The following is a 15,584-nucleotide window of genomic DNA, read 5'->3' as shown; positions in this document are numbered from 1 at the left end:
AAAAGGAGCTCCGCACCGTGACCGACCTGTCCGCCCTTGATGGGGCAACCATTGCTTTCGACCTTGACGGAACCCTCGTCGAATCGGCCCCGGACCTGATCGGCGCCGTGAACGCCATCCTGGTCTCGGAAGGCTATCGGCCCCTGCCATATGATCAAGGGCGGCCCTATGTCAGCCGCGGCGCCCGCTGGTTGTTGCAGTGGGGCCTTGAGATCGCCGGAGAGCCTGAGCCGGCCGCGCGCACCGCGGCGCTTTTTGGACGTTTCCTTGATTACTACGGCGCTCATATCGCGGATGAAACCCAAGCGTTTCCCGGCGTGACGGCCGCCTTGGGAACGCTCAAGGCGGCGGGCGCCACGCTGGTCGTTTGCACCAACAAGCCCACGGATCTGTCGCGCAGCCTGTTGACCAAGCTTGACATGTCGGGCCTGTTCGCCGGGGTGGTGGGGATAGACGCCGTCACCGCGCCCAAGCCGAATCCCGCCCACCTGGTCGAAGCCGTGCAGGCAGTGGGCGGCGACCTGGCGCGCACCGTCATGGTTGGCGACGCCGACACAGACGCCAGCGCAGCCCGGGGGGCGGGCACGCCATTGATCCTGGTGGACTTCGGCTACACCGACATCCCGGCGACCCAACTCGCGCCGGATGTGCTGCTGCATCACTTCGACGATCTCGCGGCCGCCTGCGCCGCCTTGCTCGGGAGGCGGCGGGCCATCGCACCGTAAGCGCAGGCGCTTTCAAGGAGCAGCATCATGACCGACATCGATAAAGTGTTCGCGGGCTCGATTCCCAAGATCTACGACACGCTGATGGTGCCGCTGATCTTCCAGGCCTATGCCGTCCGGATGGCGGAGCTTGTCGCGGGCTTCTCGCCGCGTTCGGTGCTGGAAACCGCGGCCGGCAGCGGGGTGGTCACGCGGGCGCTCGCGCCCAGGCTGGACGCCGGCGCGCGCTACGTCGTGACCGACCTGAACCAGCCCATGCTCGACTACGCGGCCGCGCGCCAGGGACCCGACAGCCGCATCGAATGGCGGCAGGCGGATGCGCTGGCCCTGCCGTTCGATGACGCCTCGTTCGACGTCGTGTGCTGCCAATTCGGCGCCATGTTCTTTTCCGACCGCGTGGCCGGCTACGCCGAGGCGCGGCGCGTGCTGGCGCCCGGCGGACGCCTGGTCTTCAGCGTCTGGGACCGCATCGAAGAAAACGTCTTCGCCGACGACGTCACCAATGCCGTCGCCACGGTGTTTCCGCATGACCCGCCGCGATTCCTTGCCCGCACGCCGCACGGCTATCACGACATCGCGCGGATCCGCGACGACCTGAGCCAGGTGGGATTCGCCGACGTCAGCATCGAGACACGCGAGGAAATCAGCCGCGCGGCCAGCGCCAAGGACGCCGCCACCGCCTATTGCCAGGGCACGCCGCTGCGCAACGAAATCGAGGCGCGCGACGCCGGCCTGCTCCAGGCCGCCACGGACCGCGCGGCGCAGGCGATCGCCAGCCGCCATGGGACCGGCGCGGTGGCCGGCAAGATCCAGGCGCACATGATCGTCGCGGCGAAATAGCAGGTGGCCTGCCTGCGGCGTCGAGCTTGATGCGGCCATTTGGGCGAAAACAATTTCCATCTGGCGGCGCGCGCAGGGTCGCGCAACGGCCCGCCACAAGCAGGGCCGTCAGGGCGGGGCTTTATCATGTGACTGGAGCGGCGCCGCGAGCGCGATCGCGCGCCCGGTATTTGCCTTGATCGCAGAGGAGATTTATTAGTGGTTCGACCCGCAACGACAGCATCCATTTCTTTCCCGCCCCGCAATCATGCCGCCAGTCTCTGGCGGCGCCGACGCGAGAGGCCCTGGCTGGCAGCCTTGCTGCTGGCGGCGATGCTGAGTTGCCTGTCCTTCGTCTGGCATGCCCAGGCCCAGGCCGCGTTTCCACTGCTGGCGCCGGAACCGGCGGCTGCGTCCCCTGAATTGACGCCCGCCGCGCTGGCCGATCTGCTGGACAATCCCGACGTACGCAAGGCCATGGTGGAGGCGCTGCGCGCGCAGGCGTCCGGGGCCAAGCCGGCCCCGTCGCATGCGCCGGGCGCCGCACAGCCGCCCGCGCAGCCGGCCGAACCCGGCCTGCAGGAACGCATGGCCGACGGCGTGCAGCGCTTCCTGACCGGCGTGGCCGCCGACATGGGCCAGGGCGTGGACGACATGCGCGCGCTGGCTTCGGGACGCAGCCTGCGGATGGACAGCGGCACGGCGGGCAATGCCTTGCTGCCCCTGACGCTGGCCGCCGTCGCCACGATTCTTGCCTTCATCCTGCTGCGGATGATCGCCATGCGGATCTACACGCGCATCGACCGTTGGGTGGCAGAACAGGGCTGCAAGCCCGATGCGCCGCTCATGCCCGATGTGCCGCCCACGCCCGACGCGCCGCCTGCAACCCAGGCGCTGCCCAAGCGCGGCGCGCCGGCCTCCATGCGCGTGCTGTACCGGCGCGCCGGGGCCATCGTGGGGGCGCTGGCCATCGACGTGGGCGTCGTGCTGCTTGCCGCCATGGCCGGCGGCGCGGCCGCCCTGTGGAGCACGCCCGGGCGCGGCACGCTGGATACGCTGGCGGCCGTGTTCCTGCGGGCTTTCGTGTCCGTGGAGATCGTCAAGGTGCTGATCCGCACGGTATTCGCCGTGCGGCATCCGCATCTGCGCCTCTTGCCCATGTCCGACGAGCTGGCCAAGTACTGGAATGCCTGGCTGGTGCGCGTTGTCGCAGCGGCGGGCTACGGCACGCTGCTGATCGGTCCCGTGATGGCGGCGTCGCTGTCGCCCGCGCTGGGCCGGCTGGCCAGCATGGTCATCATGCTGGGGGTGTACGTGTACGCCGTGCGCGTCATCTGGCAGAACCGCCAATCGGTGCGCGAGCGCCTGGACCGCCGCGCCGCCGGTGCGCCCACCTTCATGGGCTCGCGGCTGCATTTCCTGTCGCGCGTGTGGCACGTGCTTGGCATTGGCTACTTCACCGTCCTGCTGGTGGTAAGCCAGATCGACCCGACCAACGCGCTGCCCTTCATGGCCTGGGCGACCGCGCAGACCCTGCTGGTGATCGGTGTGAGCAGCCTGTTGATCCTGCTGCTCAACGCCGTGCTGGCAAAGCCCATCAGGCTGTCGGATGACCTGCGGCGGCGCCTGCCGCTGCTGGAAGCGCGCGTCAACGCCTACGTCCCCGCCACCCTGAAAGTCGTCGGCTGGATCGTTCGCATCGTCGCGGTGCTGCTGATCCTGGATGCCTGGCATGCCTTCGACCTGTCGCGCTGGCTGGCGTCGGATGCCGGGGGCGCGGCCATCAAGGTGGTGCTGAACATCGTCATCGTGCTGCTGATCGCGACGCTGGCCTGGACCGTCATCGCCAGCATCATCGAACATCGTCTGAGCCAGAGCGAAGAGCGGGGCATGCCCAGCGCGCGCGAGCGCACCCTGCTGGCGCTGTTCCGCAACGCCGCGCTGATCGTCATTGTGACGATGACGCTGATGGTGCTGCTGTCGCAGATCGGCATCGACGTGGGGCCGCTGATCGCCGGCGCCGGTGTGGTCGGCCTGGCCATTGGCTTCGGCGCGCAGAAACTGGTCCAGGACATCATCACCGGCGTGTTCATCCAGCTTGAAAACGGCATGAACGAAAACGACGTGGTCCAGGTCGCGGGCGTGTTCGGCACGGTCGAGAGGATGACCATACGCTCGGTGGGCATCCGCACGCTGGACGGCGGCTATCACCTGGTGCCGTTCTCGTCGGTGGACGTGGTGGCCAATCACATGCGCGATTTCTCGTACCACTTGGGCGAATACACCATCGCCCACCGCGAAAGCGTGGACGATGCGATCGAACACCTGCGCGCCGCCTTCGCCGAGCTCATGACCGACACGGTCCTGGGGCCGGAGATCCTGGAAGAGATCACCGTGGCCGGCGTCACGGCCGTCAACGACAAGGGCGTCACCATCCGGATCCTGATCAAGACCACGCCGGGCATGCAGTGGGCGGTGCAGCGCGGCTACAACCGGCTGTTGAAGAAGCACTTCGACGCCGCCGGCATCGAGCTGCCGTATCCGCACACCGTGGTGTATTTCGGCCAGGACAAGCGCGGTTACGCGCCACCGGCCAACGTTGCCATGCAGGCCGGTCGCCCCGACGAGGGCGAAAACGCCCGAGCCGCCGGACACACGCGCCGCCGGCTGGAACCGGAAGCCAGCAGCGAGGATTCGGCCGAGGTGCTGGGCAACGAGCTCGAAGTGCGCGAAGAGGCGGACACCGAGACGCCGCGTACGTAGGTAGTGGGGGCGAGCTGCCCGCTTGCCGGGCGTCGGGGTCAGCGTCTTTCCGGCCCCGACGCCAACCTGGCCGCGATGCGGGCAGCATCCCTGGCCGGAGACAGGCCAAACGCCCGGGCGTATTCGCGGCTGAACTGGGTCGGGCTTTCATAGCCGACGTCATGCGCCGCGGTGGTCACATTCTTGCCGGCGGCCACCAGCAACGTCCGCGCCTGAAGCAGCCGTAGCTGCTTTTGGAACTGCAGTGGACTGAGCGACGTCACCGCCTTGAAGTGGCGATGAAACGCCGACACGCTCATGGCGGCCTCCGCGGCCAGCGCCTCCGACCGCAGCGGTTGCGCGTAGTCGCGGCGAATTCGCTGGATCGCGCGATTCACGCGCGCCAGGGCAGTGTCAGGGCTTGCAATGTCTTTCAGCATCCAGCCCATCGGACCCTGCAGCACCCGATAGAGAATCTCTCGTTCATAAGCCGGCGCAAGCGCGGGAATGTCGGCGGGGTGCGCCATCAGGCGCAGCATCCGGACCCATGCGTCCAGCAACTCGGGCGTCACGGCGGCGACCGAGAACGCGTTGTCGTGCTCATCCGGTGTGGCGGTATCGGGCAGCTCGGACAATAAGCGCGTCAGCAGGGTCGCATCGAGCGTCAGGCTCACGGCAAGATAGGGCGCGCCGGATCCGGCCGGGCGCACAACACCTGCGGCGGGAAGATCCACGGACATGACGAAATAGGTCGCGGGATCGTAGTGCAGGGTCTTGGCGCCTACCGTCATTGACTTGCTGCCCTGCAGGATTAGGTTGACCATCGGGTCGTACATGGCCGCCAGCTCGTGTTCGGGGATGGCCCCCTGGACCATCGCCACCCGGGGGATGCCGGTTTCCGTCCTGCGGTTCCGTGCATGGGCAGCCAAGGCCCGAAGCTCTTTGAGTTGATCTTCCATCACGCCATTTGACGGCAGGCACGCGCCGCGGACAAGAGGGAAAGCAGAAATAGGCAGGATCGTGGCAAGAACGGGTGGGCCATGATCTGGCCGCCGGACTATCGTTCAGGCACTGAACCGAACTGAGATACCCATGAACACCATTGTCATCACCGGCGGCAGCCGTGGCATCGGAGCCAGCACCGCTATCGAATGCGCCCGGCGGGGCCTGGGCGTGATCCTGACCTATAAAAGCAACCCCGACGCCGCCGCTGGCGTGGTCAGCCGCATTCAAGCGCAAGGCGGCCAGGCCGTTGCGCTTGCACTGGACGTGGGAGACGCCAGCGGTTTTGCCGCATTTCGGGAGTCAGTGATCAACGCGCTGGACGCAACCTGGAACACCAGCGAGCTAAGCGGACTGGTGAACAACGCGGGTTACGGGCTGTACGCGCCCATCGAAACCGTGACTGAAGACCAATTCGATGGCTTGATGAACGTCTTGCTGAAGGGACCGTTTTTCCTGACTCAAGCCCTTCTGCCGCTGCTTAAGCAAGGGGCTGGCATCGTGAACCTGACCAGCGCGACCACCCGCGTCGCGACGGCGGGCGTTGCGCCTTACGCCACGTTCAAGGGCGGCCTGGAAGTGTTGAGCCGCTATATGGCCAAGGAATTCGCGGAGCGGAAGATCCGAGTCAATGCGGTGTCCCCCGGCGCCATCCGGACCGAACTCGGAGGAGGGCTGAATGCCGAATTCGAGGCCCTGCTGGCATCGCAGACCGCGCTGGGCCGGGTCGGCGAACCCGATGAGGTCGCGCGGGTGATCGCGTCGCTGCTCACCGAGGACGGCGGCTGGATCAATGCGCAGTCGATCGAAGTCGCGGGCGGCTACAACATCTAATACTCGGGAGGTACGAACCATGCTGGATCATCTGTTTCTTACGGTCAGCGATCTTGACCGCTCAATTGCCTTCTACGTCCAAGCGCTTGCGCCCCTGGGCATCGTCGATCGGCATGACTACGACGGCAAGGACGGCCCGCCCGGGCACCCGGATCTGAAGGGGTTCGGCGCCAAGGGACGCGTGTTTTTCTGGCTGCGCCTGGGCACGGTTGCCGCGGGCGCGGCCCATGTGGGCTTCGTCGCGGACAGCCGCGAGGCCGTGGACGCAGCCTATGCCGCCGCGATGGCCGCCGGTGCAACCGACAATGGCGCGCCTGGTGCAAGACTGCATTACGACCCGCGCTACTACGCCGCCAATGTCCTGGATCCGGACGGCTACAGCCTGGAGTTCGTTTACAAAAGCTGGCAGCACTAATCCATGAGCCGTGCTGGAATGTCTTGCGCACGCGCGAGACGTCCGTCTTTGCTATCGTGTCAGGACCAGGCCTTAACGGAAATGGACCATGACCCCGCGAACTGCATTGTTCGACCTGCGTTCCGAGCAGGGAGTGCTGCGGATATCCATCGCCGCCACGCTCTGCATCGCCGCCATCGGAATTGGCTTCGGCCTGGCCTCGGGTTCCTTCTCCATCGTGTTCGATGGCGTCTATTCGCTGGTGGACGCCAGCATGAGCGCGCTGACGCTGCTGGTCGTCAGGCTGATCACGTCCTACGCGACAGCCCGCCAATTGCCGCGCAAGCTGCGCGATCGTTTCACGATGGGATTCTGGCACCTTGAGCCCATGGTGCTGGCGCTCAATGGCATCCTGCTGAGCGGCGTGGCGATCTATGCGCTGATCAACGCCGTGAGCAGCCTGCTCCAGGGAGGGCGCGAACTGGAATTCGGCCTGGCGATGATATACGCCGTGCTCACCCTCAGCGGCTGCGTGGCCATGGCGCTTGCCGAGGCGCGCGCCAATCGCCGGATCCGATCCGCCTTCCTGCACATGGACCTGAAAGGCTGGATCATGTCGGCCAGCATCACGGCAGCGCTGCTGGTGGCCTTCTGTATCGGGTTCGCGGTGCAGGGCACCCGCTGGGCATGGATCTCCCCGTACATCGACCCGGCCGTGCTGGCGGTGGTGTGCGTGGTGATCATCCCCTTGCCGCTGTCGGTCATCAGGCAGGCGCTGTCGGAAATGCTCCTGGTCACGCCGCCCGATCTGAAGCAGCACGTGGACGAGGTGGCGCAAACCTTCGTCGAACGCCATGGCTTTGCCTCCTATCGCGCCTACGTGGCCAAGGTCGGCCGTTCCCGCGAGATCGAGCTGTACTTCATCGTGCCGCCGGACATGCCGGCGCGCGCCATCGCGGTCTGGGACCGGCTGCGCGACGAGATCGGCGAAGCCGTGGGCGGAGACAGCCCGGACCGCTGGTTGACGATCGTGTTCACGGGCGATACGGAGTGGGCGGAATGAAGCAGATCACCCACAGCCCATCCGCCGCCTATTCGCAACCTGTTCGCAACCCCTATGAGCCCTGCGCTACCCGGCAAAAGCGCCACCCGGCCGGCCCATCCACCTGAAGAGGAACTGCCATGATCATCGAAATCTTTCAGCGCGCCGACAACATGTGGAGCTTTCGCCGCATCGCTCTGTTGGGAGTTCAGGAGGACCCGGGCATGTACCCATCCCGCGAAGCCGCCTTGGCCGCGGCGCGCGCCACCTATCCAGGCGAGACCGTTTCCGAAGTTGATTCGACGATGGACACGCCGCCTCAACCGCACTCGGACTAAAGGGGCAGGGCGGCCGGGGCGGAGCCGGCCGAGCTCAGCGCTATCAGCTTCGAGATCGTATTGAAATTACGGGTCGTCGCCACGACCTTGAGTTTCCGCTCGATGAAATTGTTATTGGCCTTCAGATCGCTGTACTTGGTCGCGCACAACACATACGCCATATCGTCCACCACCTTCACCCGGTCTGGCGCATGGCCCAAGGCATGAAATTCATCCAGCATGGACTTGTCCGGGCGGGAACCGAGCAGCGTGAAATAGAGCTTGGCGGGATCTTCATTCCTGAAAGGGTTGCCGTGCATCGCATCATGGAAATACGACGGCGACCGGACCAGGACCTTGATATCCCCGCCAAACTGCGCCTTGATCGTCCGGTGCACCAGGGCCTCGATGGAAGACGCCTCCAGTTCGGACGTGGCGATGACATTCCCGCTTTGGATGTAGGTTCTGACGTTGCCCAGGCCCGCGGCTTCCAGCGCGGCACGCAGCGGCGCCATAAGCACCTTGTTCTTGCCCGTCGGCATCACGCCGCGCAACAGAATGATCTTTTCGTGCCGCGTATCGACAGGGGCGAAGCGGCGGGGTAGGTGGGGTTCTGGTGGAAGCGCCATGCCGGGAAGGATGTGGAAGTGGTTGCGGGATTTTAACGGGCCCACGCGGCCAGGAGGCACATGCAGAGGATTGTTAACCCACGCTGAACACGTTGCTAAGCATCGCATACCTAGTCATGCCAGTGCAGCCTGCAGCTCCTGCTGCGCCGAACCCAGCGTCAACCGTCCTTGCGGCGTGATCTCCAGCGCCTCGCCGTCCTTGGCGAACTTCCAGGTGACCGTCGTGCCTCCCGGGAAGCGCAGCCGGAAGCAGCCGTTCGCATATGCCTGCTGGCGACGGCATCAATGATGGAGCAAGCTGGATTGGCCGTGGTCATCAGGGCCATTCCTGCGCATAGATCCGCGTCCACTCCTTCTCCATGTCCACCACCGTCCAGCCTTTGGCGCGCGCCTCGTCCAAGGCCTTGTCCAGACGGCCGACGCTCGAATCCCTGTCGTAGGCCCATTCGCGTTTGGCGTCGGTGTGGTGGACGATGCCGCTGAAGCGCTTGCCGGGGCCGGCCGCGGTCCACTGCAGCATCTGCAGGTCGCCGTCGGAGTTGCCAAACGCCATGATCGGGCGCTTGCCGATGTGACGCTGGATGGCTACCGGTTTGCCGGGACCATCATCGTTGAAGTCCAGCTTGGGAAGGCGCATGAGCTGATATGTGCCGCCGTTGGCTTCGAACTGGGTGCCGAACGCGGTGCCAATGACCTGCTCCGGCGGAATGCCATAGGCCTTTTGCGTCCACGCGCGCATGAACTCCGTTTCGCCGCCCGACACGATGTAGGTCCTGAAACCGTTGGCACGCAGGTAATCCAGCAATTCCCGCATCGGCACATATGTCATGCTGTTGTAGGGCAGCTTGGTGCGCGGATGGCGTGCGGTTTCCAGCCAGTGGTCAACGCGCTGCGTGTACTGGTCCACAGTCATGCCGGTGTTGGTCGCGAACACGATCTCCATGAGGCCGCGTTCGCCGGACGCAGCGACGGCTGCGGTGTCGCCCTGCAGCACCGCCATGAAGGGCTGCCGGGCGTACCAGTCGGGGTGCGATGGCGCCAGCGCGTGCACTTGGTCCATGGAGAACATCACCTGGAAGTAGATCGGCTTCTCGCTCCACAGCGTGCCGTCGTTATCGAATACGGCAATGCGATCCTCGGCCGGAACGAAGTCCGGGCTGGCGGGGTCAGTGACGGTTTTCACGAATGCGACGATGGCGGTGCGGGAAGGTCCGTCGGCCCACGTAGCAAGCTCCAGATGCTTCTGGTGGTCGGACGCGGCACATCCGGCCAGCAGGAATACGACGCAAAGCCAGACCCACGCGAACCAGCGCCGCACGGCTGGGTTTTCGATTGAAGGCTGCATGACGCTCTCCTTGTACGCCCATGGCGCGCGGGTTCCACCAGACCGCCGGCCTATGCACCGCTACGATGCAGCGCGTGTTCAGCGGCTGGCAACGCTGCCCTGCATGGCCTGCGCCGCCTTCCATTGCTGCGGGGTCATCACCGTCCGAAAGCCGATATGCGACATGGGATTGAGCGGATCCGTGCCGCGCCGCGCGCTGGCGCGGTAGCTGATGCAGTAGGTGTCGCTGCACAGAAAGGACCCGCCCCGGGTCACGCGTTTGGGCGCCGACACGGGCGTGCCGCCGTCGTCGGGGTCGAAGCTGTCGGCCGGGCCCGCGGGATCCTGCGGCGTCTGGCGATATTGCGCCTGAACCTTGAAGGCGTCCGCGCGGTACCAGTCGGACGCCCACTGCCAGACGTTTCCAGCCATGTCGTACAAACCATATCCGTTGGGAGGAAAGCTACCCACCGGCGTGGTGCCGACCTGCACCTTTTCGTCCTTGACGACCGGAAACGGCTGCGGCTGCCGGGTATCCCAGATGTTCGCCATGGGTTTGCCCTGCGGCAGCAGTTCGTTGCCCCAGCTATAGGTGGCCTGCGCCAGCCCGCCGCGTGCGGCGAACTCCCACTCAGCCTCGGTCGGCAGCCGCTTGCCGGCCCACTTGGCGTACGCCTGGGCGTCTTCGTACGACACCTGGACGACGGGATGTTCTTCCTTGCCGTCGATATTGCTTCCGGCCCCCGCCGGATGCCGCCAGTCGGCGCCGGGCACGAAGCGCCACCAGCGCGAATAGTCGCGCAGCGAGACCTCGGCTTCCGTGCCGACGAACACCATGGCTCCCGCCTGCAGCGCGCTGTCGTCGGGACGCTGCGTGCCGGGCGGAAGCTGTGCGCGCAAGTCTTCCCAGCGCGGCTTCCGCTCGGCCGTCGTGACGTAGCCGGTCGCCTCGACAAAGCGTCGGAACTGCGCGTTCGTGACGTCGTGCACGTCCATCCAGAATCCACTGACGCGCACCTTGTGCGCCGGTCGCTCGTTGGGTTGCGACATCTGATGGTCGTTGCCCATGAGAAATTCGTCGCCGGGTATCCAGGCCATTCCCATTGGCCCTTCTTTGCCGTCCCCGAGCTTGATGGTGGGCGCGCGCTCGGGCGCCGCCGTTACCGCGACGTAGGCGCCGACGGCGCCAGACGCAGCCAGCATCGCCGCCACCACCAATCCCATCTTGGTCTGCTTTTTCACGGATATCTCCGTCGCGGCATTGAAACTGCAATGTCTCGGCAACTAAGGTTGTAGAGCGCTGATGATCTCAGCACGAGCCCATTTCAGTTGGCTGCGTTATGGAGTTTGAGCGCGGCCCCCCGGGAGCGCCTCGCAAAGTGCCGCGCTGCGACGGGTTGGAGAATATAAGCACGGATGTGGCAACCGGGCAAAACGCAACTGCGCTAGTGCAACTGCACGGGGTGTGCCTGCCGCGTCATTTCGCGGGGCGCCCGGCGCCGCGCACGCAATGACTTTCGCCCAGCCTCGCGCCGCCTGCAAACCGCCATACGTCCGCAACGAATCAACGACGTTGGCCATCCCGTACACCCTGCTTGACCGCCAGTGCGGATGCTCTGGTCTGCGCGAACCAGGCGCGCGAAAAAGTTCTTGAACGTCGTAAATTTCCATTGACATGATCAGGTGGGCGATGAACATTACTTCCGATCGAGTCCTCGGACGCCACGTCCTCACGGGCTTGAGTTACCCCCAGTACGTAGGCCAATGTGAACCGCACGGTTTGCAGGTTCGTGCGGTTGATTTAACTCTCACACAGCGGAGTTGAAGATGGCGACTAAACGAACTCTCACTTGCGGTGCCGCGGTTCTTTTCCTGGCTGGCGCGGCAATCTGCGCACCGGCTGCCGCGCAGGACCAGCGCAAACCCAACATCATCCTGCTAGTGTCCGACGACACCGGCCTGGGCGACCTCGGCCCATATGGCGGAGGCATCGGGCGCGGCATGCCCACACCCAATATCGACCGGCTGTCGAGCGAAGGCATGACCTTTTTTTCGTTTTACGCGCAACCAAGCTGCACTCCCGGCCGTGCCGCAATGCAGACCGGCCGCATTCCAAACCGCAGCGGCATGACGACCGTGGCTTTCCAAGGCCAGGGCGGCGGCTTGCCCGCTGCGGAATGGACACTTGGCTCGGTGCTGAAGACGGCCGGCTACAAGACGTTCTTCACGGGCAAATGGCACCTGGGCGAAGCGGACTATGCGCTGCCCAACGCCCAGGGCTACGACGAAATGAAGTACGCCGGCCTTTATCACCTGAATGCCTACACCTACGCCGATCCTACGTGGTTCCCGGACATGCCCGCCGACGTGCGGGAAATGTTCCAGCGGGTCACGAAGGGCGCGCTGTCCGGCAACGCGGGTGAAAAGCCGCGCGAGGAATTCAAGATCAACGGCCAGTATGTCGATACGCCGATTGTGAACGGCCGTGAAGGCGTCGTGGGCATTCCGTTCTTTGACCGCTACGTGGAAAAGGCGTCGCTCGACTACCTTGACCGCAACGCGAAGTCCGAGCAGCCGTTCTTCATGAGCATCAACTTCATGAAGGTGCACCAGCCCAACATGCCGGATCCGGACTACATCCACAAGTCCATGTCCAAGAGCAAGTATGCGGATTCGGTCGTGGAGCTGGACGCACGCATCGGTCGCATCATGGACAAGATCCGCGAGCTGGGCCTGGACAAGAACACCCTGGTGTTCTACACGACGGACAACGGCGCCTGGCAGGACGTCTACCCCGATGCGGGCTACACGCCGCTGCGCGGCACCAAGGGCACTGTGCGCGAAGGCGGCAACCGGGTGCCGGCAATCGCATGGATGCCGGGCAAGATCGCGGCCGGGTCCAAGGACCACAGCCTGGTCGGTGGCCTGGACCTGATGGCGACGTTTGCCGCGATCGCAGGCGTGAAGCTGCCCACGAATGATCGGGAAAACAAGCCGATCATCTTCGACAGCTACGACATGTCGCCTGTTTTCTTCGGCGCCGGAAAGTGCGATCGCAAGTCCTGGTTCTACTTCACCGAGAACGAACTGTCGCCCGGCGCGGTGCGCGTCGCCAATTACAAGGCAGTGTTCAATCTGCGTGGTGACGATGGCGCGGTGACCGGCGGGCTGGCGGTGGATACGAACCTGGGCTGGAAGGGACCGCAGTCCTATGTCGCGACCGTGCCGCAGGTATTCGACCTTTGGGCCGATCCGCAGGAGCGCTATGACATCTTCATGAGCAACGTCACGGAGCGGACCTGGACGATGGTCATGATCAACGATGCCGTCGCCCCGCTGATGAAGACTTACATCGATTACCCGCCTCGCAAGATGCAGAGCGAAGGCTATGACGGACCGCTGACGTTGTCTGAATACGAGCGGTTCCAGTACATCCGGGAAAGCCTGGCCAAGGACGGCTTCAAGCTTTCATTGCCTTCCGGCAACTGATATCGGCATTCCTGGGCACTGGACGGGCAGAGAGGCCAGGCCTCTCTGCCGGATCACAACCTCAGGCCTATTTTTCGCTTGTCACGGCTGGGCACGCCGGCATGGCAGCCGGCTGCGTCCGTCTGCTCAGGGCCGATAGCGCGGAAAGTGCGTTGCCAGGGCCTGGCCGACGTCGTGCAGCACTGTCTTCCAATCGCCGGGCGCGGGTTGGCGAAACAGCCGCAGCGACGGATACCAGGGCGTGTCGGGCCGGTGCAACAACCAGCGCCAGTCGGGCAGAAATGGCAGCAACACCCATGCGGGACGATTCAATCCACCCGCCAGATGTACGGGTGCCGAGTCGACCGAGATAAGCAGGTCGGCGAGGGACAGGATGGCGGCGGTGTCCTCGAAATCGGCGATCTGCGCGTCCAGCGGCACGATGTTCATGCCGGGTGGGGGTGCGGCGGCCTGGGATGCCGCCGGCCCTTTCTGGATGGCGAGATACGTTATCCCGGGCAAGGCCAACGGCGCCATGTCTGCCAAGGCGAGAGACCGGTTGGCATCGTTGGAATGCGTGGGTCTGCCGGCCCAGGCCAGTGCCACCCAAGGCCGCGGCAAGCCGGCAAGCCGCTGCCGCCATTTCGCCACGCGGCTTTCGTCGGCCGACAGGTAGCCGACTTGGCCGGGCAGGTCGGCCATGCGCAGGCCAATCGCCATGGGCAGGGACATCAATTCGCAGTGCTCGTCGAACGGCGGCGGGACCTGGCCGCGCGGGAAGGCGTCCGAGCCCACAAGGCGGCGGGCGATCGGCAGCAGGTCGGAATGCACTTCCAGCACGACGCGCGCGCCGCTGCGGGCCCGGGCCGCGCTGACCAGGCGTATGAACTGCAGCGTGTCGCCGTAACCCTGTTCGTCATGAATGAGCAGCGTGCGGCCAGCGATGCGGCCCCCGCTCCAGCGTGGCCGCTGGACCTTGCGATCCAGGGCGGCAGTGTGGGCAAGGCTGTACCGCCATCGGTATTCTGTCCAGCCCCGCTCGAAATCGCCTTGCAGCAAGAGTGTCTCGGCAAGGTCAAAGCGTGCTGACAGGTCGCCCGGCATGGTTGCGGCGAGCATCGTCTGGATTTCGGTCGCTTCCTTGACCCGCCCTTGATACTTCACCGCCAAGCCGAGAAGCCGCCACAGCGCGGCCGGTGCGCCGCGAGGCTCGATGTGGGCGCGGAGGAGTCGCTCGGCTTTGGCGTACTGCCGATGCGTCAGCAGCCCGGTGGCGCGGCGAGCCAAATCATGCGGGTCCGGCGGGATGGCGCCGGCCGCGGGCCTGGCATCAGTGCCGCCCTTGCCCTCGTTCTCGGCCCGCGCCTGATGCGGCGCCGCGTGGATCAGCGTGCCGGCCATGGCATTTGCCGATCCGGATTCGCCCCGCAGGCGCGCCCGCAGTTCCAGCGCTGTGGGATGGGCCGGCAGGAAAGCCAGCAGGGCCTCGACCCAGCGCAGCGCCTCGTGCGGCCGCGACCGCGCGGCTTCGATGCCGGCAAGATTGAGGTAGGCGTTGGCCAGGCGCGGGCCGCATTCGATGGCGCGTTGCGCAGCGCTTGCCGCCGCGTCATATTCGCCCAGCTCGCCCAGCACGAAAGCGAGGTTGCTGTGGGCTTCAGCGTAGTCGTCCCGTATGGACAGGGCCCGGGCATACTGCTCGCGCGCATCCTGCAGGCGGTTCATGCCCACGTACGAGTTGCCGAGGTTATTGCGCGCTTCCGGGCTGTGCGGATGAATTTCCACCACCTGCTCCAGGCAAATGACGCTGTCGGCGTGGCGCCCGGCTTCCTGCAGGATGATCCCCAGGTTATTCCACGCCATGACCAGCCCGGGATCACGCTGCGTGGCCTGCCGCGCGGCGGCCTCGCCCTCTGCCAGCAGGCCCTGCTGACGGCAGATCTCGGCCAGATTGCCGAAATAGCCCGCTGGCGCGGAGCTTGCCCGGCATGCCTGACGCAGCAGATCAAGCGCGAGCGCCGGCTTGCCGTAGGCGTGTGCGATCAAGCCCAGGAGGTGTGACGCGTCGGCCTGTCCGGGCGATGCGGCGAGGATGCGGCGGCACATTGTCTCGGCCTGGGTAGCCTGTCCGGCGTTCCAGTGGGCGTGGGCCTGTTGCAGGGCCTCAGGAAGGGAAAGCTTGCCTGCCTTCGGGTTTGGCGGTGCGGGCTTGTGGGCCATGGGGATACCAGCGGCCGCCGCTCGGGCCGCCTAGATGGGAATGTGGAGGAGAGATTCTAGTTCGGGGC

General features: G+C 65.4%; 13 protein-coding genes. 8 read left to right on the top strand and 5 right to left on the bottom strand.

Features of this window, described 5'->3' with window-relative positions; all coding sequences use genetic code 11:
• Positions 1 to 17: 17 nt before the first annotated feature.
• The 3 genes from gph to ASE30_RS27630 all read left to right on the top strand — a co-directional run bounded on the left by gph (position 18) and on the right by ASE30_RS27630 (position 4,307).
• The gene (gph, locus tag ASE30_RS27640) at positions 18 to 725 is read left to right on the top strand and encodes a phosphoglycolate phosphatase (protein ID WP_057287476.1); all 708 of its coding nucleotides are present in this window, start codon (positions 18 to 20) and stop codon (positions 723 to 725) included.
• A 27-nt stretch (positions 726 to 752) separates the two neighbouring features.
• Entirely contained in the window at positions 753 to 1,565 is an 813-nt protein-coding gene (locus tag ASE30_RS27635; RefSeq protein ID WP_057287475.1) for a class I SAM-dependent methyltransferase, read from the top strand.
• Between the two features lie 312 nt (positions 1,566 to 1,877).
• Positions 1,878 to 4,307: a mechanosensitive ion channel domain-containing protein gene (locus ASE30_RS27630; RefSeq protein WP_057287593.1), complete on the top strand. Its 2,430-nt coding sequence runs from the start codon at positions 1,878 to 1,880 to the stop codon at positions 4,305 to 4,307.
• A gap of 38 nt (positions 4,308 to 4,345) precedes the next feature.
• Here the strand turns inward: ASE30_RS27630 and ASE30_RS27625 are convergent, their stop codons facing one another.
• A complete protein-coding gene (locus ASE30_RS27625) occupies positions 4,346 to 5,245 on the bottom strand; it encodes an AraC family transcriptional regulator (RefSeq protein ID WP_057287474.1) in 900 nt (299 codons plus the stop codon).
• Positions 5,246 to 5,378: 133 nt separating this feature from the next.
• Between ASE30_RS27625 and ASE30_RS27620 the strand changes: the two genes are divergently transcribed.
• The 4 genes from ASE30_RS27620 (at position 5,379) to ASE30_RS27605 (ending at position 7,896) form a co-directional block, all read left to right on the top strand.
• On the top strand, positions 5,379 to 6,122 hold the full coding sequence (locus ASE30_RS27620; protein ID WP_057287473.1) for an SDR family NAD(P)-dependent oxidoreductase: 744 nt from the start codon (positions 5,379 to 5,381) through the stop codon (positions 6,120 to 6,122).
• A gap of 19 nt (positions 6,123 to 6,141) precedes the next feature.
• Complete coding sequence (locus tag ASE30_RS27615; protein WP_057287472.1) at positions 6,142 to 6,537, top strand: VOC family protein; 396 nt, start codon at positions 6,142 to 6,144, stop codon at positions 6,535 to 6,537.
• An 88-nt stretch (positions 6,538 to 6,625) separates the two neighbouring features.
• On the top strand, positions 6,626 to 7,579 hold the full coding sequence (locus tag ASE30_RS27610; protein WP_057287471.1) for a cation diffusion facilitator family transporter: 954 nt from the start codon (positions 6,626 to 6,628) through the stop codon (positions 7,577 to 7,579).
• A 119-nt stretch (positions 7,580 to 7,698) separates the two neighbouring features.
• Positions 7,699 to 7,896, top strand: coding sequence for a hypothetical protein (locus tag ASE30_RS27605; protein WP_057287470.1), 198 nt, complete (start codon positions 7,699 to 7,701; stop codon positions 7,894 to 7,896).
• Here ASE30_RS27605 and ASE30_RS27600 read toward each other — a convergent pair.
• From ASE30_RS27600 to ASE30_RS27590, 3 genes are all read right to left on the bottom strand, one after another.
• Positions 7,893 to 8,612: a DUF1697 domain-containing protein gene (locus ASE30_RS27600; protein ID WP_082601768.1), complete on the bottom strand. Its 720-nt coding sequence runs from the start codon at positions 8,610 to 8,612 to the stop codon at positions 7,893 to 7,895. The genes ASE30_RS27605 and ASE30_RS27600 overlap by 4 nt on opposite strands.
• A gap of 208 nt (positions 8,613 to 8,820) precedes the next feature.
• Positions 8,821 to 9,849, bottom strand: coding sequence for an HAD family phosphatase (locus tag ASE30_RS27595; RefSeq protein WP_057287468.1), 1,029 nt, complete (start codon positions 9,847 to 9,849; stop codon positions 8,821 to 8,823).
• Positions 9,850 to 9,927: 78 nt separating this feature from the next.
• On the bottom strand, positions 9,928 to 11,070 hold the full coding sequence (locus tag ASE30_RS27590; protein ID WP_057287467.1) for a formylglycine-generating enzyme family protein: 1,143 nt from the start codon (positions 11,068 to 11,070) through the stop codon (positions 9,928 to 9,930).
• Positions 11,071 to 11,655: 585 nt separating this feature from the next.
• Here ASE30_RS27590 and ASE30_RS27585 point away from each other — a divergent pair.
• Positions 11,656 to 13,317 carry an arylsulfatase gene (locus tag ASE30_RS27585; RefSeq protein ID WP_057287466.1) on the top strand — a complete coding sequence of 554 codons (1,662 nt, stop codon included), beginning with the start codon at positions 11,656 to 11,658 and terminating at the stop codon, positions 13,315 to 13,317.
• A 126-nt stretch (positions 13,318 to 13,443) separates the two neighbouring features.
• Here the strand turns inward: ASE30_RS27585 and ASE30_RS28765 are convergent, their stop codons facing one another.
• Positions 13,444 to 15,516, bottom strand: a complete 2,073-nt coding sequence (locus tag ASE30_RS28765) for a tetratricopeptide repeat protein (protein ID WP_082601767.1) — start codon at positions 15,514 to 15,516, stop codon at positions 13,444 to 13,446.
• Positions 15,517 to 15,584 lie beyond the last annotated feature (68 nt).

Source organism: Achromobacter sp. Root83, from assembly GCF_001428845.1.
Lineage (GTDB): Bacteria > Pseudomonadota > Gammaproteobacteria > Burkholderiales > Burkholderiaceae_B > Achromobacter.
Note: the sequence above shows the minus strand (reverse complement) of the source record. Positions and strands in the feature narration are given on the sequence as shown.